This window comes from Prosthecobacter sp. GW821-HT29F12 (genome assembly GCF_058803405.1).
Genome location: NZ_CM179517.1, coordinates 2,735,424 through 2,750,544 on the forward strand (window position 1 = coordinate 2,735,424; position 15,121 = coordinate 2,750,544).

The 15,121-nt window shown below is 61.2% G+C and carries 11 protein-coding genes; 3 read left to right on the forward strand and 8 right to left on the reverse strand.

Translation table 11 applies throughout. The annotated features are described in order from the left end of the window. Positions 1-62: 62 nt before the first annotated feature. Both hisB and hisH read left to right on the forward strand, forming a co-directional pair. Positions 63-665, forward strand: a complete 603-nt coding sequence (gene hisB, locus AC3RLQ_RS11310; RefSeq protein WP_493037107.1) for an imidazoleglycerol-phosphate dehydratase HisB — start codon at positions 63-65, stop codon at positions 663-665. Then, positions 665-1,285, forward strand: a complete 621-nt coding sequence (hisH, locus tag AC3RLQ_RS11315; RefSeq protein ID WP_493037109.1) for an imidazole glycerol phosphate synthase subunit HisH — start codon at positions 665-667, stop codon at positions 1,283-1,285. The genes hisB and hisH overlap by 1 nt, the downstream gene beginning before the upstream one ends. Positions 1,286-1,342: 57 nt before the next feature. Here the strand turns inward: hisH and ybeY are convergent, their stop codons facing one another. The 8 genes from ybeY to AC3RLQ_RS11355 all read right to left on the reverse strand — a co-directional run bounded on the left by ybeY (position 1,343) and on the right by AC3RLQ_RS11355 (position 9,447). Further along, positions 1,343-1,807 (reverse strand): rRNA maturation RNase YbeY, encoded by a 465-nt coding sequence (gene ybeY, locus AC3RLQ_RS11320; protein WP_493037111.1) that lies wholly within the window; start codon positions 1,805-1,807, stop codon positions 1,343-1,345. Further along, entirely contained in the window at positions 1,807-3,528 is a 1,722-nt protein-coding gene (locus AC3RLQ_RS11325) for an HD family phosphohydrolase (protein WP_493037113.1), read from the reverse strand. The genes ybeY and AC3RLQ_RS11325 overlap by 1 nt, the downstream gene beginning before the upstream one ends. A 74-nt stretch (positions 3,529-3,602) precedes the next feature. Further along, positions 3,603-4,589, reverse strand: a complete 987-nt coding sequence (locus tag AC3RLQ_RS11330) for a PhoH family protein (protein ID WP_493037115.1) — start codon at positions 4,587-4,589, stop codon at positions 3,603-3,605. Next, on the reverse strand, positions 4,589-5,032 hold the full coding sequence (locus AC3RLQ_RS11335) for a hypothetical protein (RefSeq protein WP_493037117.1): 444 nt from the start codon (positions 5,030-5,032) through the stop codon (positions 4,589-4,591). Before AC3RLQ_RS11335 ends, AC3RLQ_RS11330 begins: the two co-directional genes overlap by 1 nt. Positions 5,033-5,077: 45 nt before the next feature. Further along, entirely contained in the window at positions 5,078-5,902 is an 825-nt protein-coding gene (locus AC3RLQ_RS11340; RefSeq protein WP_493037119.1) for a hypothetical protein, read from the reverse strand. A 145-nt stretch (positions 5,903-6,047) separates the two neighbouring features. Then, positions 6,048-7,208 (reverse strand): S1C family serine protease, encoded by a 1,161-nt coding sequence (locus tag AC3RLQ_RS11345; RefSeq protein WP_493037121.1) that lies wholly within the window; start codon positions 7,206-7,208, stop codon positions 6,048-6,050. 312 nt (positions 7,209-7,520) lie between these two features. After that, positions 7,521-8,072 carry a hypothetical protein gene (locus AC3RLQ_RS11350; protein WP_493037123.1) on the reverse strand — a complete coding sequence of 184 codons (552 nt, stop codon included), beginning with the start codon at positions 8,070-8,072 and terminating at the stop codon, positions 7,521-7,523. Between the two features lie 34 nt (positions 8,073-8,106). Beyond that, complete coding sequence (locus tag AC3RLQ_RS11355) at positions 8,107-9,447, reverse strand: coproporphyrinogen-III oxidase family protein (protein ID WP_493037125.1); 1,341 nt, start codon at positions 9,445-9,447, stop codon at positions 8,107-8,109. Positions 9,448-9,789: 342 nt separating this feature from the next. Here AC3RLQ_RS11355 and AC3RLQ_RS11360 point away from each other — a divergent pair, with 342 nt between their 5' ends. Further along, entirely contained in the window at positions 9,790-15,027 is a 5,238-nt protein-coding gene (locus AC3RLQ_RS11360) for a beta strand repeat-containing protein (protein ID WP_493037127.1), read from the forward strand. Positions 15,028-15,121: the final 94 nt, after the last annotated feature.

The window sequence follows — 15,121 nt, forward strand, 5'->3', positions numbered from 1 at the left end:
TGTGATGAGGCCACCGAGACGGTTGCACTACGGGGAAACGCGTGTTCATTGCCCCTCCCCCAATGAGCCAAGCCAGAACCGCCAAGCAGCACCGCAAAACCGCCGAGACCGACATTGAGATCGAACTCAATGTCGATGGATCCGGCAAAGCGCAGATCGACACCGGAGTGCCGTTCTTTGACCACATGCTGACGCTGTTCACCAAGCACGGCCTCTTTGACCTCAAGGTGAAGTGCGTGGGCGACATCGAGGTGGATTACCACCACACCGTCGAAGACACCGGCATTGTCCTTGGCAACTGCTTCCGCGAAGCCCTGGGCAACAAGGCGGGCATCGTGCGCTACGGCTTCTGGCTTCTCCCCATGGATGAAACCCTTGCCGAAGTCGCGCTCGACCTCAGCGGCCGCTCCTTCCTCAGCTATCACGCGCCTGAAAACGTGGAAGCCATCGGCGGCGTAAACCGCTTCAGCTACCAGCTTGTGGAGGAGTTCCTCCGCGCCTTCTCCTCCAGCCTGCTGGCAACTCTGCATGTCGAAATCCGCCGTGGTCGCGATGCGCACCACATGGCCGAAGCCATTTTCAAAGGCCTCGCACGCGCACTGGATGTTGCAACGAAGCATGATCCCCGCGTCACCGGCATCCCCAGCACCAAGGACGTACTGTGATGAAACTCGGAGTGCTTGATTACGGCGGCGGAAACCTCCGCAGCGTGCTGAATGCTTTTGATGCGATCGACGCCCACGCCAACCTCGTCACCAAACCGGAAGACTTCGATGCCATCGATGTCCTCATTTTCCCCGGTCAGGGCGCCTTTGGCGATTCCATCCGCATCCTCAAGGAAACCGGCCTATGGGAGCCCCTGCAGGCCTGGCTGAAGGCGGAAAAGCCCTACCTCGGCATCTGCCTCGGCTACCAACTCCTGTTTGAAAGCAGCGAGGAATCCCCCGGCGTGGAAGGTCTCTGCGTGGCCAAAGGCCTGGTGCGCAAGTTCGACCCAGCCAGCGGCCTCAAGATCCCCCACATGGGCTGGAACGTCGCCCAGTGGGCTCCTGAGCAGTCTGCCGTATGGTCCGGATTGCCGAATCCGACATACGTCTATTTCGTTCACTCCTATTACCCGGACGTGCAGGACGAGTCCCTCGCTCTCTGCCGCACCGACTACGGCGTCAGCTTCATCAGCGGCATCGCCAAAAAGAACCTCGTGGCCGTGCAGTTCCACCCGGAGAAAAGCCAGGAAGCCGGACTCACGCTGCTGCGCAATGCGCTGAAGGTGCTGGAGCAGTAAGGCATTCGTTGGCCGCAAAAAGACGCAAAGACTCGCAAAAAACAGATCAGATCTTGATCAGTTTTCTTGTTCCTTTTTGAGGCTCTTTGCGGCCAATGCTCCTTGCAGGATGGCCTCTTGCCGCTGCGCCATCTCTTTGGCCTCTTCCGGCTCGTGATCATCCCAGCCAGCGAGGTGCATGAGGCCGTGGACGAGGTAGAGGGCCACCTCGTGGTCGAGGGTCTGGCCGAGTTCGGTGCCCTGGCTCAGGGCGGTGTCGGCGCTGATGAGGATCTCGCCGTGGTGGAAGGTGATGACATCCGTGGGCGTGGGATCGTCGAGGAAATCGGCGTGCACGCGAGCGATGTCGGCGTCATCGACGATGGTGATCTCGATCTCCTCCAGCGAGGCGAGCGGGGCGTCGGGAAACTTGAGGGCGGCGAGGCACCCGGGCAGCGCGGCTTTGCCGATGCGCCGCAGCCAGGGCAGCGGGATGGCGTGGGCTTTCTGCCGGTTATAAATACGGAGCTTCGGCAGCGGCATCAGGCGGCGGAGGCTGGGGGAGATTTGCGGCTGCGGGGCTTCTTGACGGGGGCGGTCTCGGCAGCAGCGGGGCTGGAAAAGGAGGCTTCGACGATTTTTGCCGAGGCTTCAGTTTCTTCATCGCCCACCAGCACGGGCTTGGCCTCCTCCCTTGCATGAGCCTGCTGTGTTGAAGGCTTGGTCTCAACGGCCTTCTGATACTTGATGCGGCCATGCATCATGCTGAGCAGGGTTTTGGCAAAGCTGGCCTTGATCTTGGCCAACTCGGCGATGGTGAGATCACATTCATCCAACTGGCCGTCCATCATGCGTGCCTGCACGATGTCGTCGATCATCGTTTCAATGCGTGAGGCATTGGGCTTGTCCAGCGTGCGGGAGGCGCTCTCCACGGCGTCTGCCAGGGAGATGATGGCGGATTCCTTGAACTGCGGGCGCGGGCCCGGATAGCGGAAGGTTTCCTCGCTCACCTGCGGCACGTCGTCTTCCTTGGCCTTGGACTGCTTCACCAGACGCTCCACCTCGGCTTTCTGATCCAGCGCCTGACGGTAGAAGAACCAGGCGAGAGAGTTGCCGTGGTGCTGCTCGATGACGTCGATGATGCGCGAGTTGAGGTTGTGCTTGATGGCGAGATCGACGCCGTCTTTGACGTGCGCGATGATGACCAGCGCACTCATGCGCGGCGTGAGGTCCTCATGCGGATTCGCCGAGGGGTCCATGTTCTCGATGAAGTACTCCGGCTTGCTGAGCTTGCCAATGTCATGGAAGTAGGCGCACACGCGGCACATGCTGGCGCTGGCACCAATCTTCTCCGCAGCGGCTTCGGAGAGATTCGCCACGACGAGGCTGTGATGGTAGGTGCCGGGCGCTTCGATGCTGAGGCGGCGCATCAGCGGGTGGTTCAAATCTCCGAGTTCCAGCCAGGACACATCCGTGGTGACACCGAAGACGCTTTCCATCACCGGCAGCAAGCCACCCACGGCCATGCCGGTGACGACGCCGATGAGCAGTGGCAGGCCCACCATGCGGCCAATTCTTTCCTCCATGATGACGCCAGCGGCCTCATGCAGCAGGAGCGAATAAGCCATGGCCACCAGTCCGACGTAGAGCCCCGCCATGAAGAGACGGTTGCGGCGGCGCACATGCTTGGTGAGGAGCACTCCGGTGAAGCCGAGCAGGGCCGAGGTGGCCATGTACGTGGGCGCAGAAATCGAAATGCAGACCAGCACCCCGAAGAGCGTAGCGTAGATGGCTCCAAAGAGGCCGATGCGGCGACCGAGAATCACGGACAGTACCACCGGGCCAAACGCATGCGGCAGCACGATGGCCTTGAGCGTCTTGCCCCAGCTCTGGCTGAAGGACAGATCCAGCATGAGCACCACCAGGGCGAGGTGGGTGAAGATGGTGCCCAGCACCAGCAGCAGCACGCCGTTGTCACAGATGTCATGCCGCAGCGCCACGCGCTCATGCACCACCATGGCAAAGCCAATGGCCCCAGCATAGAGCATGTGCAGCCAGGTGACGGCGGGCAGTCCGGCCTCCACTTGTGTGCCGAGGCGCATCAGGATGCCGATGCCAACGAAAAACAGAACGTAGGCCCCCACCGTGCCCGCAGGATGCGTGCGCATCTCGTCAAGCAGATCCCCTTCCTGGTGCTTTCGGCGGGTTTTACCGCAGGAAAGCCCTTCGCGTTGCAAGCGGGCACGACGAATGGACTCGAACATGTGTTAAAAAATAGGGGGAACGGCTATGAAGCTATCATACATCGGGGCTGGGACAAGAATCTTTCCCCCGAGCCTCAATCCTGTTTGGGCCATTGTGTCTCATTTTTACGGCTCCGCCCAGACTGATAGGCTTCAATGATACGCTGCACGACGGGCAAACGAACGATGTCTTTCGGGGCAAAAGCCACGAAACGCACGCCTTCCACGTCCTGCAGCAGCTCGACGGCCTCCTTCAAACCCGACTTCACATGACGACGCAGGTCGATCTGGGAAGGGTCTCCCGTGACCACGCAGCGTGCCCCTTCCCCCAGACGGGTCAGGAACATCAGCATCTGCTCGGTGGTCGTGTTCTGCGCTTCATCGAGGATGATGAAGGCATTTTTAAGCGTTCTTCCGCGCATGTAGGCCAGCGGCGCGATCTCGATGCTGCCGCGCTCGATGAGGCGCTCCGCCTCCTCAGGCTCCAGCATGTCATAGAGGGCATCGTAGAGGGGACGCAGGTAGGGGAAAATCTTCTCCTTCAAATCACCTGGCAGAAAGCCCAGCGCCTCGCCAGCCTCCACGGCAGGACGGGTGAGCACCAGCCGCTGCACGAGCTTTTCTTTGAGGTAATGAAGGCCCTGAGCCATCGCGAGATAGGTCTTGCCAGTGCCCGCAGGCCCCACGCCAAAGACCACTTCGCATTCCCGCATGGCCTGCACGTAGGCGATCTGCCCGCGCGTCTTGGCCAGCACGGGAGGACGCTTGCCTGAGCCGAGCAGTTTCAGCTGCATGATGGCATCCGCAGGGGCATCTCCCATTTCACGCTGCACGCTCTCGATCACCAGACGCACCATGCCGGCAGACACATCGCCACCGCTGCGGCGCACTTTTTCAAGCTGGGTAAAAACCTCACGTGCTGAGGCGATGGGTTTCTCCTCGCCCTCCAAACGCACCCAGCCTTCACGGCTGGTCACGTTCACGCCGAACGACTCACCGATCAGCCGCAGACTGCCGAGGTCATTGCCAATCAGTTTTTGGAGGAACTGCGGCGTCTCGTAAGTGAGCGTTTCGACGGGCATCAGCGGTAGCCATAGGCCAGCGCCCAGAGCACGCCGGCATCCGTCTTCGACTTGAGTTCAAAGACGATCTTGTAAGTGCCGGTCTTCGGCGGATTGACGCGCACGCTCATGTAGAACTTGTCGGACTTGGCATTGATCTGCACCGGCTGGTTCTTTTCATCGTAGACCTTCATGTCGAGCGTGACCCCTTCCTGGCTCGTGCCGAGCCAAAAGGCGTATTCGTTTCCCTTGAAAAGCTGGTGGGTGATCTGGAGCTTCTGTCCGCTCTTCACCTCGCCGTTCCAGTAGTCTTCACGCACGATGAAACCCTGCTCCACAAACGGAGTGGCGGCCTCCATGGCAAAGTCATGGGACTCATCCACGGTCGCGTAGACGCACGTGGCTCCCAGCACCAGCAGGCAGGCGGCGGCGAGAACTTGAAAGCGGGACCAGGGGCGTTTCATTTGGGGGTATCTTTCGGAGGAGATCATGAAGGTGAAGGGCACCGACTACTTTTTCGCGAGGATTTCCGTCAGCAGGCCGTCGCAGGTTTTGCCGATGTCAGAAACCGCATCCTTGGTGAAACCGTCCACGGCGCCTTCCATCTGCTTGAGAACGGATGACAGGCCCTTTTGGATGGACCTCACCACATCGTGATCGCGGGTGCTGACGGGCATTTTGGCAATGCTGTTGACGAAGTGCTCCACCAGCATGGGCTGGTTCAGCAACTCGGCGCGGTCGGCCGAAAAACTCTTCTTCACCACGGAGGTCACGGAGGCCGTGCCACGCAGCCAGCCGCCGAGGCTGACGCACTGCGAGAGGTCCATGTCCTTCATCTGCTCCATCGTGTCGCGCACGGTCTTCTGGGTCTGGTCGAATTCCTTGCGGATGGCGCTCCACTGTCCCTTGTCAGCCGCATCCAGGATGGCCTGGGCGTGAGGCAGCACGGATTTGCTGAGACCGAGGCTCTTGGCCAGAGAGATGACGTCATGGCCGATGTCCTTGACGGCTTCCTTGTCCTCGGCCTGCACGGCCACAAAGCCCTCGGCCACGGTGTAGCCAAAGAGGAGGGAGAGCTTGGTGCGGTCGCTGGTGGTTGGCATGTCCTGCTTGCGCAGTTCCGCGTTCCAGTTGGGCTCGCCGAGTTTGTCGAGCACGGAGAAAACTTCGCTCGGGACCGGGACGATCACGTCATCCACGACCTTGCCCGGGAAAGCGAGCGGGTCGAACTCCTCCACCCCCTTGGTGCCCTTGGGAGCGGCGGTGAGAGGCAGAATGCCGGCCAGAAGCAGGGCGGCAGTCAAGGTGGGGCGAATGAACAGGGAGCGTTTCATGACAAAAAATAACCAGGGTAAGAGCGCGAATTGGGTCAGGTCAACTCAAACCCCATTACCCTCAAATCGCAAATGGTTTGACCACCAGCTCCAACTAAGTGCGCAGCCGTGCAAAAAAAGCGCAGCCCAGGCAAAGTCGGCCCGGTCATTTCCTCACCATCACGAAAACCGTGGCCGCACGCACTTCCGAAGCCAGCGTTTCCATGTCGGCACCGGCAGGAATTTTGACCGGAGCGGTGGTTGAAAAGGCCGGGATGCCTTTGAGGAGGTTGATCGCCACCCGAGATTTGATGGCGTAGGTCACATTTTCCCGCCCTCTGAGAATGGCGGCCACGATGCCGGTAACGGCCCCTGTTTTCACATCGACGAGCGGGCCGCCCGAATTGCCCGGCTGTGCGGGAACGGTGATTTGATAGTGGTCAGGATCATCCCGGAGACCGCTCAAGCTGCTGATGCGGCCGTCCGTGAACTTGGGCTCCACGCCTTGCAGGTCGGCATTGGGGAAGCCGATGGTGAATACGGCCGCGCCCATGGTCCCCTCCTGCGCCGCCACAGGCAGCCAGTGGGATGTGGGCTCCTTGGTTTTCAAAACGGCCACGTCTCCATCGACATCTGTCTTCACCACTTGCGCATGGAGAATGACACCATCCGCACCACGGATATCAACTTCGGTGGCCTCATCCACGACGTGCTCATTGGTCAGCAGCCACCCTTGGCTGGAGATATAAAAGCCCGTGCCTGTGGCGGAGTAATTGCCCGCCATGAGGAAGTCCGCCACCTTGCCGCGCTCGGGCTTCACCGCCTGCTGCTGACCAAACAACATCGCACTAAAATTTTTGGGCGACAGCCTGCCTCCGAGCCAGTTGAAAATGACCGGGTTGGCTCTCAGGCGCGGCTCCATGTGCTCGGCGAGAAAGGCCCTCATGTCCTGCGGATCGTTATTCGCATCGGCATCGGCATAGAGCTTGTCCGCCTCGGCCACGATCGACTCCACTTCACGCATGATTTCGCCAGCCACCTTCTCATTGCCCTCGCAGAGCTGAGTGGCCAGCAGTTTGCGCAAGGAGGCCAGCATCTCGTTTTTTTCCGCTTCCTCCTCCTGCTTCACCTTGGCCGCAGCGGCACGTTTGGCCTCCAGCTGGCTTTGGATTTCACTGCCGAGGCCTTTTTCGGCCAGCTCGCGCTTTTTCAACATCCCGCTCGCCAGATAGAACCCACCAATCACCACACCGACACCCACCAGAATGATCAACCCGACAATCATGGCCACTGCCATTCCATCCCCCTCGGCCGGGGCCTTCGTCACGGTTTTTGCAGGGGGGTGGGATCCGGGAGGCTGAGGCCGCACCGGATTTTGAGGCCCCGCTGGTCGTGGTGCAGTGGGTCGCGATGCCGTTGGTTGTGGCGCAGCCTGCGCCACCTGCCGGGCCTGAACCACCGGCACCACCGGAGGCGGAGCCACCGCGAAGATTTGCTGGCAAAGGGGACACTGCATCTGCCCTCCCACAAATCGCTGTTCGATTGACAGGACATTTTGGCAATTGGGGCAGTTGATTTGCAGGTTCATTGCTATCCCACAAATCTAAGCAAATTCCTTCTAAAACCGCAATGCCATTTGTTACATAAGGCGCGGCAGCACCTCGACCACATCTGCCAGCACTCGTCCGCTGCCGTGGCGCAGCTCATTGCAGCGACCAAAAAGAATCTGGCCGCTGGTGGCGCCGAGGAGGTCGGCGAGGCGCTGATCCACCGAGATGCGGAAGTAGCCACGGGGGTGGCTGGAGTGCGGGACCTGGTAGCGCTCCAAGATGGCACCGAAGGGCACGAGGCCTTCGAGCACGAGCTTCTGCGCTTCCTCGGGCAGGAGATCGAGGTGTATGCCGATGGCACCGAATTCGACGGGCATGCCGTCCTTGTGCCGGTGCAGCACAGAGGCACGCACGAGGTAGTTGCCAATGCGGGCACGGGCGGCGACATCCAGATCGATCTCGCTGGCGTGAAAATCCCGCAGACGCGGCGTCATGTCTTTGTCATGCACCAGCAGGCCGCGCTCCTGCTCGGCTAGATCCTGGGGATCCACAAAAGTCACGCGCGGACGTGTGCTGCCGATGCCGTAAAAAAAGATCAGGGGTGCCAGGATGTCCTCGTCCTGCCGGGGTGCCTCGTTCATCGCCGTCGTTGTCGTTCGGTTGCGTCGGAGGGCTTCAGGTATAGCGGGCGTACTGGCGGTGCTGCGGCAGGAAGAAATCGTGCAGCAGACGGTCCACCTGCAGCAGGCCATCGCGCGAGAGCGTGACGCCTGCAGCATCCAGCGTGGCAAAGCCTTCCTTGGCCAGGTAGTCGAGCTGCGGGCCGAAGTGTTTGCGTGGATCTTCACCAAATTTATTGACGTAGTAGTCGAACTCGCTGCGGCCGAGCTTGAGCTTGAGGATGAATTCGCGCACGAAGCGGTCTTCCGCCGTGGTTTGGTAGGCGCGGAAGATCGGCAACTGGCCGGCATCCACGGCCTGCATGTAGGGGCCCACATCGGCCTGATTTTGATAATGCACGCCGCCGAGATGGCCGAAGGAGGCCACGCCGCAGCTCAAGAGATCGGCACCTTCCCAGAGGGAGTCGCGATAGACGAATTTGATGCGCTTGGGGTCCTTCACCACGGTGTAGGCGCTGGTGACGGTGTAGCCGTCTTTTTGGAATTCATCGAAGGCATAGCTGACCCAGTCGCGCTTGGTCTGCCAGTCGGCCACGGGTGCGGTGACTTTGCCCTCGGCCTTCATCTGCTGATACATGGTGGTGTTGTAGGGCACCTCCATCTGGTAGATCGTCACGGCGTCCGGCTGCAGCGCGATCGCCTTTCTGACGGTGTCCTTCCAGTTCTCCCAAGTCTCGTTCATCATGCCTGCGATGAGGTCGATGTTGATGTGCTCAAAGCCGAGCGTGCGGGCAAAGCGGTAGGCTTTCTCGATCTCACCGCTGCGGTGGGCGCGGCCGTTCGTTTCAAGGATGTGATCGTCGAAGTTTTCCACGCCAAGGCTCAGACGCGTGACGCCAATGTCGCGGATGCCGGTGAGCTTGACTTCATTGAGCGTGCCGGGCTCGGCCTCGAAGGCCACTTCTTCCGCCTCGTCCCATGGGATCATGTCCTTCATGCGGTTGGTCAGATCCTTGAGCTGCGGCACGGACAGGTAGCTGGGAGTGCCGCCGCCGAAATACACGAAGTGCGCCTTGCGTCCCTTCAGATAGGGCTGGCTGGTGAAGCGCTCCATCTCGCGCATGCCAGCATCGATGTAGGCCTTCACCTCCTGCGCATTCTTGTCGGTGTAGACTTTGAAGTAGCAGAAGTGGCAGCGTTTGCGGCAGAACGGGATGTGGAAATAAACGCCCAGCGGGATGTTGGCCGGGGCGGGCTGCTTCAGCACTTCCTCCACCACGGGAACCTGGTCAGGCTTCCAGAATGAGAAGGGCGGGTAGTTGGAGACAAAGTAGTTTCCGGCCTCGGTCTGTTCGACCTTTTTTTCGTGGGCAGGTGTTTCGAGCGCGGTTTGCATGATGGGGATGAAAGAATAACGAGTGCCGGACGAAGTTCTACGAGCAAAACTTCCCGCGACACGACAAAAGCGGAGATTTAATGCCGAATGGGCCTGAGGATAGCCGCCGGTTTGCTGGCACGCCACCTCACACCCGTCTGCTTCCAGCTCTACGGGGGCCGGTTCATGGATGCGCAGCATCATGACCCTGTGGCCCACCGATGCATGTCTAAAGGTTTTATGGATTAAAATATGGCATTTCACCTATGAATGTGGCAACCCTGCCTCCATCATTGACCTTGAGTAATCCCTCTCATTGGTCACAATCACCCCCCCGGCTGTTAAACCTAAGGCCGCCCAACCATGAAAGCGTTTCACATTATCCTTTTCACCGTGGTGGCTTTGGCGATTGCCATTCCTGCACATGCCGCACCACTCTCCGGCACCAAGACCATCGGGCCGACCGGTGACTATGCCTCCGTGACCGCCGCCATCGCGGATGTGCAGGCGCAGTCGCTGGGCGGAGCGCTCGTGCTGGAGTTGCAGGCAGCCTATGTGAGCACGGTCGAGACCTTTCCCCTCACCATCCCGGCACTGAATGGCGCCAGCGCCACGAATACTCTCACGCTTCGCCCGCAGACGGGTGCCACGGGCCTCTCCATCTCCAGCTCGAACACCACCGCGGCGACGGTGGATTTGAATGGCGCGCAGTTTGTCACGATCGACGGGCGGCCTGGCGGCACCGGGACGGCGAAGCAGCTCACCCTTGCCAACACCAGCACCTCAGGTGTGGCGCTGCGCTTCATCAATGAAGGCAGCAACAACAGTCTGCGCTATCTTACCATCCAGGGCGTGAACACCAACGCCAGCAGCGGCACCGTCGTCTTCAGCACCACCACGGGCACGAACGGCAATGACAACAACACACTGGACACCTGCGACATCCGCGATGGTGCCACCACACCGACCAATGGCATCTGGGCCCTGGGCACCGGCACCACCACGGCCAGCAACAACAGCGGAAACATCATCACCAACTGCAACATCTTCAATTTCTACCGCAGCAACGCCGTCATCACCAGCGGATTGTCTCTCACCAGCGGAAACACGAACTGGACCATTTCTGGCAACAGCTTTTACCAGACCACCAGCCGAGCGGGCGTGGCCACCACGGTGCGGGCCATCTACCTGAGCAACACCTCCACCAACAGCCACACTGTCAGCGGAAACTTCATCGGCGGCAGCGCAGCCGGCGCGGGCGGCACCGCCTGGACGAGCACCGGCACCACGGCGGCGTACAACTTTGTGGGCATCTGGCTGCGCGTGGCCAGCAACGTCGCCACCAGCGTGCAGGGGAACGTCATCAAAAACTTCTCCTGGTCCACCGCGAGCACCGACGCCACCCAGCCCGGCGCATGGGCCGGCATCTATGTGGAGACGGGCATGTGCGACATCGGCACTGTCACGGGCAACACCATCGGCAGCGGCACTGGCACAGGCTCCGTCTCCGTGATCACCTCGGGCGATGGCGCCATGACCTTCGGCATTTGCTCAGAGACCAGCGTACCGGTGAACATCAGCAACAACGCCATCGGCTCCATCACCTCCGGCGGCACCACCACGGGCATCAGTGCTTCGATCATCGGCATTCAGGTCTCCAAGGGCACCAACACCATCTCCGGCAATGTCATCGGCAGCACCACCACCGCCAGCAGTCTGAACGCCTCCACCAGCACTTCCTTCAGCGGCGCCGGACAGCTCCTCACGGGCATCGATTGCTCCAACGGCGGCACCAACAACTGCACCATCACCGGAAACACCGTGGCCAATCTCATGAACAAAAGCACCCGTACCAGCTCCCTGACGCGCGGCATCGTCACCGTCACGGGCACCAACACCATCTCCGGCAACACCGTCCGCAATCTGACCTCTCCCTGCATGAGCACGGGCGCTTCCGTGGTGGGCATCTGGCAGCTTTCCACCGGCAGCGGGCAGACCATTTCTCAAAACGTGGTGCATTCCCTGTACAACACCTCCAACGCGGCCATCACCCCCGCGCAAAACGTGGCCGTGGTGGTCGCCGGGATCTATTACGACGGCGGCATCAGCGGCACCAACATCATCGAGCGCAACTTCGTGCACAGCCTCTATCTGGACTCCCTTAACTCTTCAGCGGAGCTGAACGGCATGCTCTTCGGCTCCGGCTGCACCTTCACCGCGCAAAACAACATGGTGCGCGTGGGCCTGGACGCCAGCGGCGCCAGCACCGCCACAGGCGCCACCGTGCGGGGTTTTCATGACAATGACAACGGCGCGAACTATCCGAGAAACTTCATCCACAACTCCGTGTATGTGGGCGGCACGGCCACTTCCGGCTCGGCCAAAACCTATGCTTACAGCAGCTCCAGCCAGAACAACTCCCGCGACATCCGCAACAACATCTTCGTCAATGCCCGCAGCAACAGCGGCGGCACCGGCAAACATTACGCGATGACCAACGGCAGCGTCGCCTCCCCGCCCCCGGGCCTGACTTCGGACTTCAACATCATCTACGCCACTGGCAACGGCGGTGTGCTCGGCCTGTTCAATGGGCAGGACTGCAACACCCTCGCCGAGTGGCAGGCCGCAACCGGGCAGGATGCATCCAGCACCGTGGCGGACCCGCGCTTTATCAATGCGACCGGCGCTGCGGCAGCGGTGGATCTGCACCTGCAGTCCAGCAATCCTGCCGAAGGCCACGGAGTACTCATTCCCTCCGTCACCACTGATTTGGATGGTCAGACTCGCAGCAGCCTGACTCCGGTCGATATCGGCGCTGACGCGGGCAGCTTCACCTACGACCCAGCCCCCGCCATCAGCTACCCGCTGCTCTCCAGCGGCACCATGGCGAACCGCGTTCTCACCGGGTGGGCCACCATCATCGACGACGGCGGCGCAGTCTCTGGCGGTGCCAGTGCTCCGCGGCTCTACTACAAGAAGTCCACGGACGCCGATGCCTTCGTCGGCAACACCTCGGCGGACAATGGCTGGAAATACGTCACCGGCACGGACAGCGGCGGCGGCCTGTACAGCTTTACGATTGATTACTCCCTCATCATCGGCGGCGTCGTGACCCCGGGCCAAACAATCCAGTACTTCGTCGTCGCCCAGGACGCGTCAAACAACCTCAGCTCCTGGCCCTCCGCCGCCACCGCCTCGTCCAATCCCCCGGTGCAGCACATCAGCGCCAAGCCCGCCACCGGCGTGTACAGCTACAGCGTCCTGTCCACGCTCGGCGGCACAGTGACGGTCGGTTCTGGCGGCAGCTACTCCAGCCTGAGCGGCGCGGGCGGACTCTTCGAGGCCATTAACAACGGCGCGCTCACCAGCAACCTCACCGTGAACATTACCAGCGACACCACGGAGGACGGCAGCGTGGCGCTCAACGCGCCCAGTTCGAACGTCTATCCCAATGCCTTCACCGTGACGATCCAGCCCGACAGCGCGACGATGCGCACCATCGTCGGCACCGGCACGAGCGGCTTGATCCGCTTTGATGGAGCACAGCGCATCATTTTGGACGGCAGCTTCGGCGGCAGCGGGCGCTACCTGACCTTCCGCAACACCAACACCGGCAGCCTCGCCTGCACCATGATTTTCACCAACGACGCCAGCAATAACATCGTGCGCAACTGCGTGATCGAAGGCTCGGCAACTCCCTATGGCGTGGTGACTTTCCGGGCGGGCTCAGTCACCGGCAACGACGGCAACACCATCACGGGAAACCAGATCCGCGACCGCAGCGATGCCTCCAGCGTTCCCGGCTATCTCGTCAGTTCCCTCGGCAGTTCCGACTGGGTGGCCAACAGCGGCAACACCGTCTCCAACAACGACATGTTCAACTTCTCCAGCACGGGCATCGGCGTTTTTTCCGGCAACAGCTCCTGGACCATCACGGGCAACACGCTCTACCAGACCGCAGCGCGCACGACCACCCTGAACGGCATTTATGTCAACAGCCTGGGGACCAATGCGGTGCTCAACAATGTCGTCCATGACCTCACTTCCAGCGGCGCCACCACCGGCATCGCTCTTGGCACTGAATCTGGCAGCACCCTCGTGTCAGGCAACCGCCTTTGGAATATCGGCAACACGGCCGGCAGCACCAACCTGGCCTACGGCATCCTCTGCCAGCATACCTCAGGGCAGGACGTCACGGTGGTGAACAACATGATCGTGCTCGGTTCTTCCGGCACCACGGCGCAGATCCTGCGCGGCATTTATGACAACGGCACGGCCGGCAGCACGACCCTCATCGCGGACAACAGCGTGCTCCTCACAGGCAGCGGCGGCACCTTTCGAGAGACATGGGCCTTCAGCTATGCCGGCAACTCCACCGCCACGGTGAAGAACAACATCTTCCTGAACCTGCGCACCGCCGGCAGCAGCCACTATGCGGCCAACTTTTCGACCGCCAGCACTGGCACGCTGGCCATCGACTCCAATGTCTATGCTGGAACCGGACTGACCACCGCTGCGAACTTCTTTGACGCCGGTGATGGCAGCACTTTCGCCGACATCCCCATCAGCTACGCGCAGTGGCAGACCAACCTCCCCGGCGACACCCACTCCAGCGCCGGCAATCCTGGCGGCAGCTACTCCAGCGCGATGTTCGCCGCCCCCGCCACCGCAGACCTGCACCTCGCCCCCGGCGGCAACGCGCTGGTAAACGGCGCTGCAAGGCCCCTCGCAGGACTGACCACGGATTACGACGGCGACACTCGCAGCGCCACCTCGCCGGTGGTCGGTGCGGATGAGATCCCCTTGCCCGACATCGTGGTGACGCAGACCACCGCCCTCACAGACGGCGCGGGCAACGTGGACTTTGGCAAAGTGAAGCTTGGCGACAGCAGCACTGCCAAGACCTTCACCATCACCAATCCCGGCACCCTCACTCTTGCCAGCCTCGTCCTCACCAAGAACGGCACGAACGCCGGCGACTTCACCGTCAGCTCTCTGAGCGGCACCAGCATCCCTGCCGGCTCCGGCAGCGTCACCTTCACCGTCACCTTCACTCCGGGCGGCGTTGGAGCGCGGAGCGCCGCAATTCACATCGCCAGCAATTTGCTCGGGGCGAAGAACCCGTTTGATATCGCCCTCATCGGGACGGGCCTGACGGCAGCCGACTCATGGCGGCAGAGCAAGTTCAACACCACCAGCAACACCGGCAACGCCGCAGACAGCGCTGACCCGAACGGCAACGGCATTGTCAACTTGATCGAGTACGCGCTCAACGGCGATCCAACGGGCAGCACCGCTGGCATCAGCATCCTGCCCACAGCCTTCGCGAACGGAACCAATCATCTGCAACTGGCCTTCACACGCTACCTGGACCGCAACGACATCACGCTCACCGTTCAGGGAGTGGACTCGCTGACGGCCACGTGGACCGACCTTGCCCAAAGCATCAACGGCGCGGCCTTCACCGTGCTGGCCTCCGGCGCAAGTGTGAATGAAACCGGCACCGGCAACACCCGCGCGGTGACCGTGGGCGATCTTTATCTGATGACCGATCCCGCCCATCCGCAGCGCTTCCTGCGCCTGCAGGTGACGCGGCCATGAGGTGCCTGCGAGCCGTCCGCCCCTCAGCTCCTTGGGAATAAAGGCCGGGCATCCGTGGGCACGCGATGACGCACACTGATCGCGGGATTGGCAA

Coding starts and splice junctions, on each gene's coding strand:
- hisH (WP_493037109.1), top strand. CDS start 665: ATGAAACTCGGAGTGCTTGATTACGGCGGCGGAAACCTCCGCAGCGTG.
- AC3RLQ_RS11325 (WP_493037113.1), bottom strand. CDS start 3,528: ATGTTCGAGTCCATTCGTCGTGCCCGCTTGCAACGCGAAGGGCTTTCC.
- AC3RLQ_RS11350 (WP_493037123.1), bottom strand. CDS start 8,072: ATGAACGAGGCACCCCGGCAGGACGAGGACATCCTGGCACCCCTGATC.
- AC3RLQ_RS11330 (WP_493037115.1), bottom strand. CDS start 4,589: ATGCCCGTCGAAACGCTCACTTACGAGACGCCGCAGTTCCTCCAAAAA.
- AC3RLQ_RS11360 (WP_493037127.1), top strand. CDS start 9,790: ATGAAAGCGTTTCACATTATCCTTTTCACCGTGGTGGCTTTGGCGATT.
- AC3RLQ_RS11340 (WP_493037119.1), bottom strand. CDS start 5,902: ATGAAACGCTCCCTGTTCATTCGCCCCACCTTGACTGCCGCCCTGCTT.
- AC3RLQ_RS11335 (WP_493037117.1), bottom strand. CDS start 5,032: ATGAAACGCCCCTGGTCCCGCTTTCAAGTTCTCGCCGCCGCCTGCCTG.
- AC3RLQ_RS11355 (WP_493037125.1), bottom strand. CDS start 9,447: ATGCAAACCGCGCTCGAAACACCTGCCCACGAAAAAAAGGTCGAACAG.
- hisB (WP_493037107.1), top strand. CDS start 63: ATGAGCCAAGCCAGAACCGCCAAGCAGCACCGCAAAACCGCCGAGACC.
- ybeY (WP_493037111.1), bottom strand. CDS start 1,807: ATGCCGCTGCCGAAGCTCCGTATTTATAACCGGCAGAAAGCCCACGCC.